At 73.7% G+C, this 14,002-nt stretch carries 12 protein-coding genes and 1 pseudogene; 4 read left to right on the forward strand and 9 right to left on the reverse strand.

Annotated features, from left to right (window positions below; all coding sequences use genetic code 11):
• Positions 1 to 69: 69 nt before the first annotated feature.
• Together ACQP0N_RS26105 and ACQP0N_RS26110 are read right to left on the reverse strand one after the other, a co-directional pair.
• Positions 70 to 2,450: pseudogene (locus ACQP0N_RS26105) on the reverse strand (ComEC/Rec2 family competence protein).
• On the reverse strand, positions 2,447 to 3,196 hold the full coding sequence (locus tag ACQP0N_RS26110) for a helix-hairpin-helix domain-containing protein (protein ID WP_433114854.1): 750 nt from the start codon (positions 3,194 to 3,196) through the stop codon (positions 2,447 to 2,449). The pseudogene ACQP0N_RS26105 and the gene ACQP0N_RS26110 overlap by 4 nt, the downstream one beginning before the upstream one ends.
• Positions 3,197 to 3,400: 204 nt before the next feature.
• Here ACQP0N_RS26110 and ACQP0N_RS26115 point away from each other — a divergent pair, with 204 nt between their 5' ends.
• Positions 3,401 to 4,879 carry an arabinofuranosidase catalytic domain-containing protein gene (locus ACQP0N_RS26115; RefSeq protein ID WP_433114856.1) on the forward strand — a complete coding sequence of 493 codons (1,479 nt, stop codon included), beginning with the start codon at positions 3,401 to 3,403 and terminating at the stop codon, positions 4,877 to 4,879.
• A gap of 51 nt (positions 4,880 to 4,930) precedes the next feature.
• Here the strand turns inward: ACQP0N_RS26115 and ACQP0N_RS26120 are convergent, their stop codons facing one another.
• The 5 genes from ACQP0N_RS26120 to nadD all read right to left on the reverse strand — a co-directional run bounded on the left by ACQP0N_RS26120 (position 4,931) and on the right by nadD (position 8,373).
• Entirely contained in the window at positions 4,931 to 5,704 is a 774-nt protein-coding gene (locus ACQP0N_RS26120) for an SDR family NAD(P)-dependent oxidoreductase (RefSeq protein ID WP_433114857.1), read from the reverse strand.
• Positions 5,705 to 5,708: 4 nt separating this feature from the next.
• Positions 5,709 to 6,563 (reverse strand): DegV family protein, encoded by an 855-nt coding sequence (locus ACQP0N_RS26125; RefSeq protein WP_433114859.1) that lies wholly within the window; start codon positions 6,561 to 6,563, stop codon positions 5,709 to 5,711.
• Positions 6,564 to 6,632: 69 nt separating this feature from the next.
• Positions 6,633 to 7,262, reverse strand: a complete 630-nt coding sequence (locus tag ACQP0N_RS26130; protein WP_433114861.1) for a histidine phosphatase family protein — start codon at positions 7,260 to 7,262, stop codon at positions 6,633 to 6,635.
• On the reverse strand, positions 7,259 to 7,666 hold the full coding sequence (gene rsfS, locus ACQP0N_RS26135) for a ribosome silencing factor (RefSeq protein WP_355053184.1): 408 nt from the start codon (positions 7,664 to 7,666) through the stop codon (positions 7,259 to 7,261). Before rsfS ends, ACQP0N_RS26130 begins: the two co-directional genes overlap by 4 nt.
• 110 nt (positions 7,667 to 7,776) lie before the next feature.
• Positions 7,777 to 8,373, reverse strand: a complete 597-nt coding sequence (nadD, locus tag ACQP0N_RS26140; RefSeq protein ID WP_355053183.1) for a nicotinate-nucleotide adenylyltransferase — start codon at positions 8,371 to 8,373, stop codon at positions 7,777 to 7,779.
• 106 nt (positions 8,374 to 8,479) lie between these two features.
• On the opposite strand from nadD, the gene ACQP0N_RS26145 reads away from it, so the two are divergent.
• Positions 8,480 to 9,139 carry a PadR family transcriptional regulator gene (locus ACQP0N_RS26145; protein ID WP_433114864.1) on the forward strand — a complete coding sequence of 220 codons (660 nt, stop codon included), beginning with the start codon at positions 8,480 to 8,482 and terminating at the stop codon, positions 9,137 to 9,139.
• Between the two features lie 160 nt (positions 9,140 to 9,299).
• Positions 9,300 to 10,514 carry an FAD-dependent monooxygenase gene (locus ACQP0N_RS26150; protein ID WP_433114866.1) on the forward strand — a complete coding sequence of 405 codons (1,215 nt, stop codon included), beginning with the start codon at positions 9,300 to 9,302 and terminating at the stop codon, positions 10,512 to 10,514.
• A gap of 84 nt (positions 10,515 to 10,598) precedes the next feature.
• Here the strand turns inward: ACQP0N_RS26150 and pepN are convergent, their stop codons facing one another.
• A complete protein-coding gene (pepN, locus tag ACQP0N_RS26155) occupies positions 10,599 to 13,115 on the reverse strand; it encodes an aminopeptidase N (RefSeq protein WP_433114868.1) in 2,517 nt (838 codons plus the stop codon).
• A gap of 69 nt (positions 13,116 to 13,184) precedes the next feature.
• Between pepN and ACQP0N_RS26160 the strand changes: the two genes are divergently transcribed.
• Entirely contained in the window at positions 13,185 to 13,403 is a 219-nt protein-coding gene (locus ACQP0N_RS26160; protein WP_355053179.1) for a DUF397 domain-containing protein, read from the forward strand.
• Between the two features lie 142 nt (positions 13,404 to 13,545).
• Here the strand turns inward: ACQP0N_RS26160 and ACQP0N_RS26165 are convergent, their stop codons facing one another.
• Positions 13,546 to 13,932: a hypothetical protein gene (locus ACQP0N_RS26165; protein ID WP_433114870.1), complete on the reverse strand. Its 387-nt coding sequence runs from the start codon at positions 13,930 to 13,932 to the stop codon at positions 13,546 to 13,548.
• Positions 13,933 to 14,002: the final 70 nt, after the last annotated feature.

Genomic DNA, 14,002 nt, shown 5'->3' on the forward strand with positions numbered 1-14,002 from the left:
CACCTAATCCGCAAATGACTGGGAATCCGGGTCGAGTGCGCGCAATTCCCACCCGATCGGCGGTCCCACTCACGGTGGCCGTCCCGGCGGTACCCCTCGACGGGCCACCGCCAGTCCGTCGGCGGTCCGGATCGCCGCCACGTCGCCGTCGGTGTCGGTTCGCAGGACCCGGGCGCCGTGTCGGCTCAACCGGGACAGCAGCGCCGGGTTCGGATGCCCGTAGGTGTTGCCCGTGCCGACCGGCACCAGCGCCACGGCCGGCCGCACGGCGGCGAGGAAGCTCTCGTCCTGGTATGCCGAGCCGTGGTGCGCGACCTTCAGCACGTCCGCCCGTAGCTGGTCGGGCGGCGTCCGGACCAGGACGGCGTGCTGCTCCTCGGTCTCGGCGTCGCCGGGCAGCAGGACCGAGACGCCGGCGACCGTGGCGCGCAGCACCAGCGAGTTGTTGTTCGGGTCCGAGCGGGTGCCGGCCAGCGGATACGGCGGTCCGAGCACCAGCAGCTCGACACCGCCGACCCGGTGACGTGCCCCGGCGCTGGTGTCCCGCATCGTGGCCCGGCCGTCGGTCGCCGCCACGCGGACGGCCGCCCGACCGCTCGCCGGGTCCGGCGACGGCAGGGTCAGCACGGCGGCCACCCGTCGCCCCCGGAACGCCCCGGCCACCCCGCCCACGTGGTCGAGGTGGAAGTGGCTGACCACCAGCAGCGACACCTCCCGGATCCCGAGCCGTCGCAGACAGGCGTCCACCGCGCCCGGCTCCGGCCCGGTGTCGATCAGCACCGCCCGTCCGGGCGCGACGGGCAGCACGAGGGCGTCCCCTGCCCCACGGCGCAGGCCACCACCACCCAGCCGGGCGGCGGCCAGCCGCTGGCGACCAACCGGACCCCGACAGCGCCCACCAGTACGGCGACCGCGACCACCGCCACCAACCGGCGCACCAGCGGGCGGCGCGCGGCCACCAGCAGCGCCACGGTCAGCCCGGCCAGCAGCAGGGCACCCCAGACCCCGCCCGGCCACGCCAGGGTGCCGGCCGGCAGGCGGGCGCCGTGGCGGGCGATGACGACCAGCCACCAGGCTGGCCAGCTCGCCAGCCACGCGACGAACCCGGCCCCGGCCGGCCAGAACGGCGACAGCATGGCAGCCGTCACGCCCAGCACCGTCGCCGGTGCGATGGCCGGCACCGCCAGCAGGTTGGCCGGCACCGCCACCAGGCTGACCGTGCCGGAGATCCCGGCGACGACCGGCCCGCAGGCCACCTGGGCGGCCGCCGGTACCGCCAACGCCTCGGCCAACCCGGCCGGTACGCCCCGGCGGCGCAGCCCGTCGCGCCAATGCGGCGCGAGCAGCAGCAGACCCCCGGTGGCCAGGACGGACAGCGCGAACCCGGCGTCGCCCGCCAACTCGGGGTCGACGAGCACCAGCACGGTGACGGCGGCGGCCAGCGCGGGCAGCGCGGCCCGGGGTCGACCGGCGGCCAGCGCGACGAGGCCGATCGCCCCCATCGTGGCGGCCCGTACGACGCTCGGTGACGGACGCACCAGGATGACGAAGCCCACCAGCGCCACCCCGCAGAGCACACCGGCGAGCCACGGGCCGGCGCGTGCCCAGCGCGCCACCAGCAGCACCGCACCCACCACGATCGCGACGTTGCTGCCCGAGACGGCATTGAGGTGCGTCATGCCGGTCGCCCGGAAGTCCTCCTCGACGGCGGGCGGCAGGCGGCTGGTGTCCCCCACCACCAGTCCCGGCAGCAGACCACCCGGGTCGTCGGGCAGCGGCGCGCAGGCCCGTTGCAGACCCGCGCGCAGGGTGCCGGCGGCGCGCTGTGCCCACGACGGCGTACCGCGCCGCTGGGGTGGACCGGTGGTCGCGAGGACCGCCGCGGTGAGGTCACCGCCGCGCGGCACGCCGAGCCGCCCCTCGGCGGTCAGCCGCTGCCCTGGCAACAGCCCTCGCCAGGCGGGGTCGGTGGCGAGGACCAGCACCCGTACCGACGCCCGGAGCGGCTGGCCGTCCGGGCCGGTCAGCCGGATCAGCTCGCCCGACACCAGCAGCATGCCGGGACGCCCGGCGGAGCGGATCGGGCGCGGATCGTCCCGCACGACGAGGTCGGCGGTGACCGGTGCGTGCTTCTCGGCCAGGGCGCGGACCGGCGGGGCGTCCCGCACGAGCAGCCGGGCCGAGGTCGCCGCCGCGCCGCAGAGGACGCCGAGTCCGACCGCGACGACGATCCAGCCGAAACGGCGGGCGAGAGCCCCTGGGCGACCGAGCCGACCGAGCAGTTGCAGGGTGCTCAGCGCGGTCGACACGGCTGCCCCGCCGGCCACCAGCAGCAGCGGTCGGGGGCCGAGGTGCAGGCCGGCGAGCGCGGTGAGCCAGGCGGCCACGGCCAGCCCGGCGAGCCGGAGGTCCGGTGGCGACGGGTCACCGACGACGGGTGGGACGTTCACACCGTCACCAGGTCCTTGAGCTGCTCATAGCGCGCGTCGCCGATGCCCTCGACCTGGCGCAGGTCGCCGACGGCCGAGAACCCGCCGTGCTGGTCCCGGTAGGCGAGGATGCGCTGGGCGAGCACCGGCCCCACCCCGGGCAGCGCGTCGAGCTGGGCGAGTGTCGCGGTGTTGAGGTTCAGCGCCGCGCCGGGGGCCGGCGCGCCGGCGGGGGCCGGACCGGCGGCGGGTCCGGGTGCCGGCGGGGGCGTCACCCCGACGACGATCAACTCACCGTCGGCGAGCTTGCGAGCGGGATTGAGCAGCGCCACGTCGACGCCGGGCAGCGGGCCACCGGCCTCGGAGAGGGCGTCGGCGAGTCGGGCCCCGGCCGGTACGCGCACCAGCCCCGGTCTGCGCACCTTGCCCGCGACCGTCACCACCAGCTCACCGGACGCCGACGCGCTGGCCTGCCCGGTCACGACGGCCGAGGTGGCCTCGCCGACCGGTGGGGTGACCGGTTCCGCGTGCGGTCGGGACCGCCAGGCCCAACCGGCCGCGGCCAGCACCACCACGAGGGCCACGGCGGCCAGCGCCCGTACCCCGCGTCTGCCCGGGTCGAATGCTCCGGGGCCGGGCAGCCGTGCCATACCGCCGGGATCGGCGGGCACGTCCGCTGCCGACGCGTCGACCCCCGAGGGAAGCGGCGCCGCGGCGGTCAACCGGCGCAGACGCTGGCGTACCGCTGTCTCCTCGTCCTCTGCCACGCCGCGACGCTAGGACGCCGGACGCCACGACGGCCGCCTCGCTGGCCCGACCTGTGGACAACCGAGGCCTCTGTGGACAACGCCCTGATCATGCGCGTGTCTGGTACGGCGCAGGGGCCGTCGGGAGGTAGCGCACATTCATGGATGAGGATTAATGTTAGCGCTATCATCACCCCCCACCACCACCGCCACCTGAGGGGAACCATGGACGTGAAGAGAAGGCTGCACCGCCTGCTGGCCGCAGCGGGGACCCTGCTGGTCCTCGTCGCCGGGGCCGGCGGCTACCTGCTCACGGAGACGCCCGGCGTCGCCCGGGCGGCCGGCACCGGCCCGTGCGACATCTACGCCTCCGGCGGGACGCCGTGCGTCGCCGCGCACAGCACCACCCGGGCCCTGTACGGCGCGTACAACGGACCGCTCTACCAGGTCCGCAGATCATCGGACAACACCACCCGCGACGTCGGCGTGCTGAGCGCCGGTGGCCTCGCCAACGCCGCCACCCAGGACACGTTCTGCGCCAACACGAGCTGCGTGATCACGATCATCTACGACCAGTCCGGTCGCAACAACCGGCTCACGCAGGCACCTCCCGGTGGCTTCACCGGCCCGGCGCCCGGCGGGTACGACAACCTCGCCGACGCGAAGGCGGCACCGGTCACCATCGGCGGCCAGAAGGCGTACGGCGTCTACATCGCCCCCGGCACCGGCTACCGCAACAACAACACCAACGGCGTCGCGACCGGCGACCAGCCCGAGGGCATCTACGCCGTCGTCGACGGCACGCACTACAACCAGTGGTGCTGCTTCGACTACGGCAACGCGCAGACCAACGTCCAGGCCGACGAGCGCGCGATCATGGAGACGGTCTACTTCGGCGCGAACAAGCAGTGGGGCTACGGAGCGGGCGCGGGTCCCTGGATCATGGCCGACCTGGAGTGGGGCCTGTTCTCCGGGGTGAACGCGGGCTACAACAACATCGCGTCCATCAACCACCGCTTCGTCACGGCCATGGTCAAGGGCGAGCCGAACCACTGGGCGATCCGCGGCGGGAACTCGCAGTCGGGGGGCCTGACCACCTACTTCGACGGTCGGCGGCCCAATGGCTACAACCCGATGAAGAAGGAGGGGGCGATCCTCCTGGGCATCGGGGGTGACAACAGCATCACCGGCCGCGGCACCTTCTTCGAGGGCGTGCTGACCTCCGGCTACCCGACGGCCGCCACCGAGGACGCCGTGCAGGCGAACATCGCCGCTGCCGCCTACACCCCCGCGAGCGGCGGCAACCCGCAGCAGAACGCCCAGATCGTGGGCGCGCAGTCCGGTCGCTGCGTCGACGTGCCGAACGGCGCCACCACCAACGGCACCCAGGTGCAGCTGTGGGACTGCATCAGCAACAGCGCCGCGCAACGCTGGACCTACACAGCCGGCAAGCAGATCCAGGTGTACGGCAACAAGTGCCTCGACGCCAACGGCCAGGGCACCACGAACGGCACCCAGGTGATCATCTGGGACTGCCACGGCGGCGCGAACCAGCAGTGGAACGTCAACGCCAACGGCACCCTCACCGGCGTCCAGTCCGGGCTCTGCCTGGACGCCAACGGCGCCGCCACCGCCAACGGCACCAAACTGATCCTCTGGGCCTGCAACGGTGGACAGAACCAGCAGTGGTCCCTGCGAAGCTGAGCGGACAGCAGTCGGGCCGTCTCCGGAGGGAGGCGGCCCGAGTGCACCGGATCAGCGGGCCTCCGGGTCGAGGCCGAGCACCGCCCGTCCCCCGTCCACCGGCAGGGTCACCCCGTTGACGAAGCTGGCGGCCGGCGACAGCAGGAACGCGACCACCTCGGCCACCTCGTCGGCACGCCCGATCCGGCCCATCGGGTGCAGCCGGGTCAGCTCGGCGTCGATCCACTCGGCCCGGGTGGGCTCCTGCGCGGCGAGGTACTCGGCGTGCCGCTCGGTGGCGATCGAGCCGAGCGCGACGGCGTTGGCGCGGATGCCGTGCCGCCCGTACTCGACGGCAAGCGCCCGGGTCAGCCCCTCCACGGCGGCCTTCGCCGTGGCGTACGGCAGGGCGCCCGGCACCGGCCGGCGGGCCTGGTGCGACGAGACGTTCACGATCGCGCCGCCCGTGCCGGCGGCCAGGAAGCGGCGCACCGCCACGGCGGCGCCCACCACGGCCGGGCGCAGGTTCAGCCCGATCAGGTCCAGCACGGTGTCGGCCGACGCCGTGTGCAGGTCCGCGTCCCGGAAGATCGCCGCGTTGTTCACCCAGCCGGTGAGCGGGGCGACGCGTTCGGCCACCTCGGCGGCGTGCGCGGCCACCCGCTCGTCACCGGCGTCGCCGACCACCGCGAGCAGGCGATCGGCGGCCGGATGCCCGGCGAGCCAGTCCACCGCCTCGGCGTCGCGCTCCACGACCACGACGGTCACGCCGGCAGTCACCAGCCGTTGCGTCACGGCCCGACCGACGCCACGGCCACCACCGGTCACCACGCACGCGCCGGCCACGATCTCAGCTGCCGGGCCGGCGGTGCACGACGACACAGGCCAGACCCGGCCCGGCGTGCGCCGCGACCACCGCGCCCGCCTCGGAGACGTACGTGTCGTGCACCCGTTCGCCCAGGCGCGCGGTGAGCGCGGCGAGCAGCGCCTCGGCGCGCTGCGGCGCGGCCAGGTGGTGTACGCCCAGGTCGACGTCGTCGTCGCCGGCCGCTTCGACGGCCAGGTCGACGAGCCGGGAGACTCCCCGACTGGCGGTCCGCACCTTCTCCCGCAGCTCGATCGCGCCGTCCGGCATGTGCATGATCGGCTTGACCGACAGGGCGGTGCCGAGCAGCGCCTCGGCGGCGTTGATCCGGCCGCCCCGGCGGAGGAACTCCAACGTGTCGACGTAGAACCAGACGGTGGTCCGGGCGACCGCGGCGAGCGCCGCGTCGCGTACGCCGACCAGGTCCGCCCCGGCCTCGGCGGCGGTGGCGGCGGCGATGGCCGGGAAGCCGAGGCCCATGCCGGCGGAGCGGCTGTCGACGACCTCGACCCGACCGCCGAGGTCGACGGCGGCCAGGCGGGCGGCCTCGACGGTGCCGGACAGGCCGGCGGAGATGTGCACCGAGACGACGCCGTCGGCGCCGTCGTCGAGGAGACGGCGGTACGTCCGGGCGAACTGTTCCGGCGCCGGGCGGGACGTGCTGGCCGACACCCGCCGCTCACCCAGCGCGCGGGTGGCGTCGGCGGGTTGGGTCTCCACCCCCTCCAATCCCTCCGCGCCGTTGAGCACGACGGTCAACGGGACGACGGTCAGCCGGTGCCGCAGCACCAGCTCGGGTGGGAGGTAGGCGGTGGAGTCGATGACAACCGCGACGGGCATGCCCGGCACGCTAGCCGATCACGACCCGCCGCGCCGAGGTGCGAGCGCCGACCCGGGCCGGATCGACGCTCAGACCGCGTCGACGACGGCCGGGGCGGTGACGAGGCCGACGTTGTGGCCACGGAGCTGCCAGCCCCGGACGTCGTCGTGTCGCAGCTCGGTCCAGTGGCAGTTGGCCAGTGAGCCGATGGTGCGCAGCACCTCGGGAGGCCAGCCGAGCAGGTGGCCGACGCCCTGGCGGGAGGCGCCGCCGTGAGTGGCGAGGACCACCGTCCCGCCGGGCGTCGCGTCGGCCGCCGCCAGTAACGCGGCGGCGACCCGCTCGCCCAGCTCGTGCAGCGGCTCCAGATCCGCGCCCGGCACCGGGTCGCCGGCCCGCCAGCGCGCGTACTCGCCGGGGAACCGCTCGGCGACCTCGGTGAGGTGCAGGCCCTGCCACCGGCCGAAGTGCCGCTCGCGCAGCCGGGCGTCGGTGCGTACCCCGAGCCCGGTGAGCGCGGCCAGCGCCGCGGCGGTCTCCGCGGCGCGGCCCAGGTCGCTGGAGACGATGGCGTCCGGTCGCAGCGACGCGAGCAGCGGCGCGGCGGCGCGGGCCTGGTCGCGGCCCAGCTCGTTGAGGGGTACGTCGGTCTGCCCCTGGACGCGGTTGGCGGCGTTCCAGTCGGTGTTGCCGTGCCGCCAGACGATCAGCCGGGTCATTCGGCCGCGGCGGACCCGCTGGCGTCGGCCTCGACCAGGTCGCGGTCGACGAACGGGATGGTGGGGCAGTCCTTCCAGAGGCGGTCGAGCCCGTAGAACTCGCGCTCCTCGGTGTGCTGGACGTGCACCACGATGTCGACGTAGTCGAGCAGCACCCAGCGGCCACCCCGCTCACCTTCGCGCCGGATCGGCTTGGCCTTCTCCGGAAGCTCCAGCAGGCGCTCCTCGATGGCGTCGACGATGGCGAGCACCTGGCGCTCGTTGGGGGCGGCGGCGAGCAGGAACGCGTCCGTGATGGCGAGCTGGTCGCCGACGTCGATGATCGCGATGTCCTGCGCCTTCTTGTCGGCGGCTGCCTGGGCGGCGGCGATCGCCAGCTCGTGCGCGCGTTCGGAAACTGTCACCGTTCTCCTTCGATCAGGCGTGCGATCCTCCAAGCGTCTCACACCCGGCGAGGTCCCGACCCGTCAGTTCTGGTCGGTTAGACGCACCAACCGGCACATACCGGACGTGATCAGGACTGATAGAGGCGTCGCTTGGCGATGTACTGCACCACACCGTCGGGCACCAGGTACCAGACCGGCTCACCCCGGGCCACCCGGGCACGGCAGTCGGTCGACGAGATGGACATCGCGGGCACCTGGATCAGGCTGACCGTGTCCGCCGGGAGGTGCTTGTCGGTCAGCGCGAAACCGGGACGGGTCACACCGATGAAGTGGGCCAGCTCGAAGATCTCGTCCAGGTCCTTCCAGGACAGGATGCGTTGCAGCGCGTCCGCTCCGGTGATGAAGAAGAGCTGGACCTTGGAGCCGTACTCGGCCTGGAGGTCGCGCAACGTGTCGACGGTGTAGGTCGGGCCGCTGCGGTCGATGTCGACGCGACTGACCTGGAAGCGGGGGTTGGAGGCGGTGGCGATGACCGTCATGAGGTACCGGTCCTCGGCGGGGCTGACCGGCTCGTCGGCCTTCTGCCACGGCTGCCCGGTGGGGACGAAGACCACCTCGTCCAGGCCGAACCGGTCCGCCACCTCGCTGGCCGCGACGAGGTGCCCGTGGTGGATCGGGTCGAAGGTGCCACCCATGATCCCGACCCGCCGGATATCTTCCTCCACCCGTTGATCGTAGGCCGGACGTCCGAACCGGTCGTACCAGCCCGAGGGCTGGCGACACGGATACTCGCGTGCGTATACTCGTCCACGAGTATTTGGGAGGTGCGTCATGCCGAAGCGGCGCAAGGTCGGCAATCTGCTGGCGCTGGCCGTGCTCTCCGCCCTCGTCCAGCGGCCCATGCATCCCTACGAGATGGCCAGCACACTGCGCGCCTGGGGCAAGGACCAGGACATGGAGTTCAAGTGGGGCTCCTTCTACACGGTGATCCGCAACCTGGACAAACACCAGTTGATCGCCGCCGTGGAGAGCGTCCGCGAGGGCCGACGCCCGGAACGCACCGTCTACCGGATCACCGACGCGGGCCGCGCCGAGCTGGTCGACTGGGCGCGGGAGCTGGTCGGCATGCCCATGGCGGAGCATCCCCGCTTCCGGGCCGGCCTCTCCGTGCTCGCCGCCCTGCACCCCGACGAGGCGACCGACCTGCTCCGGCAGCGGCTCGACCGCCTGGACGACGCGCTCCGCCGGGACCGCGAGACGCTCGACGCCCACCTGCGCGAGATCCCGCGACTGTTCCTGGTCGAGAACGAGTACGACCTCGCCATCCGGGACGCCGAGGCCACCTGGCTGCGGGCCCTGCTGGCGGAGCTGACCTCGGGAAGCTACCCGGGGCTGGACACCTGGCGGGCCTTTCACGAGACCGGCGAGATGCCGGCCGAGCTGGCCGAGCTGGCCGCAAGGACCAGCAGCGACCCCGACACCGCCGACTGAGAAGACAGCTCCGGCGGGGTGCGCCAACACCCCGCCGGAGCCCTACCCCGAACCGACACCTGAGCAGGCACCCGGCCCGAAGCGGCAACCACGAGGATAACCGGGTTCCCTCCCAGGACGGTTCGTCCGCACCCACGCGACGACACCAGGGAGAAAGAGCATGACAACGGTACGAACCGCACTCGTCATCGGCGGCGGCATCGCGGGGCCCGTGGCGGCCCTCGCCCTCCAGCGCGCCGGCATCACCGCCACCGTCGCCGAGGCGTACCCGGCGACCGCCAGCGGAGCCGGCGGCATCGGTGGCACCCTCGCGCTCGCGCCCAACGGCGTGGCAGCCCTCAGGGCCGTCGGCGCGGACGAGGCGGTGACGGCGATCGCCACCGGGATCCACCGCAGCGTCATGGCCGTCGGGGCCCGACGGATCGACCTGCCGATGCTGGCCGGAGTACCGCCGCTGCGCGTGGTGCACCGGGCCGAGCTGCACCGGGTGCTGCACGACCGGGCCGTCGCCGAGGGCATCACCTTCGCCTACGGCAGGCGACTGGTCGACGTCACGCAGACCGACGACGGCGTGACCGCGCGTTTCGAGGACGGCAGCACGGCGACCGCCGACGTCCTGGTCGGCGCGGACGGCATCCGCTCCACGGTCCGTGGCCTCATCGACCCGGCCGCGCCCGGCCCCCGGTTCACCGGACTGCTCGGCTTCGAGGCGGTCGCCCGGCACGAGGTGGACGCCGAGGAGGGCACGATGACGTTCGCCTTCGGACGGCGCGGCTACTACCTGTACTGGCCGGAGCCGGGTGGCGGCACCCGCTGGGGGGCCAACCTGCCGGGGCAGCGGCCGATGAGCCTCGTCGAGGCCCGTACGGTGCCCGCGCGGCAGTGGCTGGACACGTTGCGCGCCACCTACGGCGACGACGACCCGGGCCGGCAGCTGATGGCCACCAGCGCCGCCGACGACCTCCAGGTGGCCGGCGCGTTGCAGATCATGCCGCCCGTGCCGCACTGGCACTGGGGTCGCATGGTGCTGGTCGGCGACGCCGCGCACGCGCCGTCGAACAGCTCCGGGCAGGGCGCCTCGCTCGCCATCGAGAGCGCGGTGCAGCTCGCCCGCTGCCTGCGGGACCTACCCGACGTGACGTCGGCCTTCGAGGCGTACGTGCGGCTGCGTCGTACCCGGGTCGAGAAGGTCGCCGCCCGCGCCGCGCGGATCAACCACACCAAGGCGCCCGGACCGGTCGCCCGGACGCTGATGCCGCTGCTCATGCCCCTGCTGGTGCGCACGGCGATGGACCCGGAACGCACGATCGCCCACGAGCAGCGCTACGTCATCGACTTCGACGCCCCGGTCACGGCGGAACCCGCCCTGCGCTGAGCACGGGCGCGGGGTGGCCGCTCGGGCCACCCCGCGCACCGACCATCGCAAGCCGGGCCGCCCAACCACGGCGGCCGGCCGACCTCAGGCCGAGGCGGCGGCCACCGCCGTGCGCGCCACGAGCGCCCGCCGCAGGTCGTCGTCGGCGTCGGTGACGACCCGCCGCAGGCCCGCCGTCAGGTCGTCGCGGGCCAGCAACGCCGCGGCCGCCTCCCGGGTCGGCTGCGCCACGGCGTAGCGGGGAAACGCCAGCTTCGCCACCCGGTCGGCCGTCCAGGGGGTACGACGACGAGCGGCGGCCGGCATCTCGGCGAAGTACCGCCCGACGTACGCGGCGGTCAGCTCGGGCTGCTCTGGCTGCCAGAACCCCTCCGCCGTGGCCTCGAGCAGCCGGTTGGACAGCTCGGTGTCCCGCATGAGGATCTCCCATGCCGCCTGCTTGGCGGCCCGGTCGGGCCGGGCGGCCCGGCAGTACGCGGCCTGTTCCGCGCCGGCGGAGCTGACGTCGGCCCGCGTCTCTTCGGCGATCTCCGCCTCGCCCGCCGCGCCCAGCACCACGAGCCGGCGCAGCACCGCCCACCGCAGCTCCGCGTCGACGGCCAGCCCGGCCGGTACGTCCCGGCCGGCGAGCCAGCCGACGAGCAGGTCGCTGTCGGTGGTCGCGGCGATCCAGCCCCGGGCGGCGGCGAGCTGCAACGACTCCCCCGCCGGCGCGCCGTCGAGCAGACGCCGGCACGCCTCGGCGACCCGGGCCAGCGCCGCCGAACGGGCCAGCGGGTCGAGGTAACGGTCCACCAGCGACCGGCTGAGGACGAGCACGTCCTCCGCGATGATCACCTCGGTCTCGGCGGGCAGCGCCGCGACCATCAGGTCGACCAGGCCGACGACGGGCCGTTCGCCGTCGGTCACCGCGTCCAGCGCCTCGCCCCAGAGCACCGCCCGGGCGAGCGGATCGGTCAGAGAAGGCAGCACCACCGCGACCGCGTCCGCCGACGCCGCGTCGAGGCGTACCTTGGCGAAGGTCAGGTCACCGTCGTTGAGCAGCAGCACCTCGGCCGCCGGCTCGCCCGTCAACGCGCCGAGCACGGTACGACCGCCGTCGACGGCCGGATCGAGATCGACCTCCGTGCGCTGGACGGCGCCGTTCGCCGCGTACCGACCCACCCCGATGCGGTGCGGACGCAGCACCGGGTGCGACTCCGGGGCGGTCTGCACCACGGCGACCTCGGTGTAGCGCCCGTCGGCGTCGACGTCGACCTCGGCGCGCAACGTGTTGACCTGCGGCCGGCGCAACCACAGCTCGGCCCAACCGGACAGGTCCCGGCCGCTGGCGGCGGAGAGGCTGGTCAGCAGGTCGGCCAGGGTGGCGTTGCCGAAGCGGTGCGCGGCGAAGTGCGCGTTCAGGCCGGCGAGGAAGGCCTCGTCGCCGAGCCACGCGACCAGTTGCCGCAGCACGGCGGCGCCCTTGGCGTACGAGATGCCGTCGAAGTTGAGCAGGCCCTCGTCGGCGTCGGCCACCTCCGGCGGCGCGACCGGGTGGGTGGAGGGACGCTGGTCGGCCGCGTACCCCCAGGCCTTGCGGCGCATGGCGAACGTCGTCCACGCCTGGTCGAAGCGGGTGGCCTCGGCGGTGACCCGGGTGCCCAGGTACTCGGCGAAGGACTCGTTGAGCCACAGGTCGTCCCACCAGCGCATGGTGACCAGGTCACCGAACCACATGTGCGCCATCTCGTGGGCGATGGTGGTGGCCCGCACCTCGCGCTGGGTGTCGGTGACCGCCGAGCGGAACACGTAGTCGTCGCGGAAGGTGACGATGCCCGGGTTCTCCATCGCGCCGGCGTTGAACTCGGGCACGAACGCCTGGTCGTACTTGCCGAACGGGTAGCGCTCGGCGAAGAGCTGGTGGAACCGGTCCAGGCACCGTCCGGTGATGTCGAAGATCTCCTCGGCGTCGGCGTCCAGGTGCTCGGCGAGCGACCGTCGACAGTAGATCGCCAGCGGTATGCCGTCGTGCTCTGCGTGGCGGACGTGGTACGGCCCGGCGATCAGCGAGAAGAAGTACGTCGCCAGCGGCGCGGTCGGGGCGAACTCCCAGCGCCCCGGGGCCGGGGTGGCGACCACCTCGGCGTTGCCGGAGACCGTCCACTGCGGCGGCGCGGTGACCGTGAGGGTGAACGGGGCCTTGAGGTCGGGCTGGTCGAACGCGGCGAAGATGCGCTGGGCGTTGTCGAGGAACGACATCGCGTACAGGTAGGTCTCGCCGTCCGCCGGATCGACGAAGCGGTGCAGCCCCTCCCCGGCGTTGGAGTACGTCATCTCCGCCTCGACGACGAGGGTGTTCGTCGTGTCGAGATCGACCAGCGGCAGCCGGTTGTCGGTCAGCGTGGCGGGGTCGACGGCACGGTCGTTGAGGCGTACCGCGAGGAGGTTTGTCGGCCTGACCTCGACGAAGGTGGCGGCCCCGGCGGTCGCCCGGAAGCGGATCTCGACGCGGGACCGGAACAGATCGCCGTCGCCGGTCAGGTCGAGGTCCACCTGATAGGACTCGACAGTAATCGCCGCGCCACGCGCGGTCGCCTCTACACGGGTCAGGCTCGGCATCCGCTTATCCTGCCCGATGGGGATCGGCAGGCGGTCCCCACCTGGCCCCCTGCAGTGGAGGAAAGAACCATGGCGCAGCACCCCAAGGGCGATTTCGACCTCTCCCGCGCGGTCTGGCAACGGGCCGAGGGGGACACCTCCGAGAGCGCTGTCGAGGTCGCCTTCGTCGACGACCTGATCGGGATGCGCAACTCAGCCGAGCCGCAGGGCCCGGTGCTGGTCTTCACCCAGGCCGAGTGGGACGCGTTCGTGGCCGGCGCGCAGGACGGCGAGTTCGACCTCGACTGATCGACCGTGGCAGGTGCCGGTGCCCTCTTCGAGGAGGACACCGGCACGGGTCCCGCCGTTGGCTGCGGACACGCGGTGGGGGTTTCTCAGCGGGGTTAGGGCGGCTGTCAAAGCCCCTGGCCGGGGGACCGTGACACCCGCCCTAGTCGCCGTCGCCCCAGCCCAGACCGCCGGGGCCCGGCGCGTGGTGGAAGCCGGGATGCTCGGCGACGTCGACGCAGCGCTCCCCGTCCGGGCCGACCGCGCCGCAGAACAGCCGCTCGGCCCGGTGCCAGGCATCGGCCGGCGACAGGGCCGCCGCACCGAGCGCCAACTCCGGACGGAGCAGGCTCAGCGCCTCCGCGTACGCCACCGCCTGTTCGAGCGCCTCGGCCGTGCCCGGCGCGGTGAAGCCCAGGTGCACGGTGAAGAACCGGCGCGGTCGGGCCGGCCGGCCCGGCGGGCCGATCAGCGGCCGCCCGGCCCGGCCCGCACCCGGCGTCTCGACCGCCCGGCGCTGCCGCCAGCGCGGCGGCCTGTTGTCGTTCATGCGTCCTCCCCGTGGTCGTGGACACCTCGGCCCGACGGGGGGTCGCCACCGTCGTCCGACGATGCCGACC

The organism is Micromonospora sp. CA-246542 (assembly GCF_050942905.1).
Lineage (GTDB): Bacteria > Actinomycetota > Actinomycetes > Mycobacteriales > Micromonosporaceae > Micromonospora.

What these genes read in the sequence shown, in the direction of transcription:
- ACQP0N_RS26115 (WP_433114856.1), top strand. Translation starts at nt 3,401, where the DNA reads ATGGACGTGAAGAGAAGGCTGCACCGCCTGCTGGCCGCAGCGGGGACC.
- ACQP0N_RS26125 (WP_433114859.1), bottom strand. Translation starts at nt 6,563, where the DNA reads ATGCCCGTCGCGGTTGTCATCGACTCCACCGCCTACCTCCCACCCGAG.
- ACQP0N_RS26130 (WP_433114861.1), bottom strand. Translation starts at nt 7,262, where the DNA reads ATGACCCGGCTGATCGTCTGGCGGCACGGCAACACCGACTGGAACGCC.
- ACQP0N_RS26145 (WP_433114864.1), top strand. Translation starts at nt 8,480, where the DNA reads ATGCCGAAGCGGCGCAAGGTCGGCAATCTGCTGGCGCTGGCCGTGCTC.
- ACQP0N_RS26150 (WP_433114866.1), top strand. Translation starts at nt 9,300, where the DNA reads ATGACAACGGTACGAACCGCACTCGTCATCGGCGGCGGCATCGCGGGG.
- pepN (WP_433114868.1), bottom strand. Translation starts at nt 13,115, where the DNA reads ATGCCGAGCCTGACCCGTGTAGAGGCGACCGCGCGTGGCGCGGCGATT.
- ACQP0N_RS26160 (WP_355053179.1), top strand. Translation starts at nt 13,185, where the DNA reads ATGGCGCAGCACCCCAAGGGCGATTTCGACCTCTCCCGCGCGGTCTGG.
- ACQP0N_RS26165 (WP_433114870.1), bottom strand. Translation starts at nt 13,932, where the DNA reads ATGAACGACAACAGGCCGCCGCGCTGGCGGCAGCGCCGGGCGGTCGAG.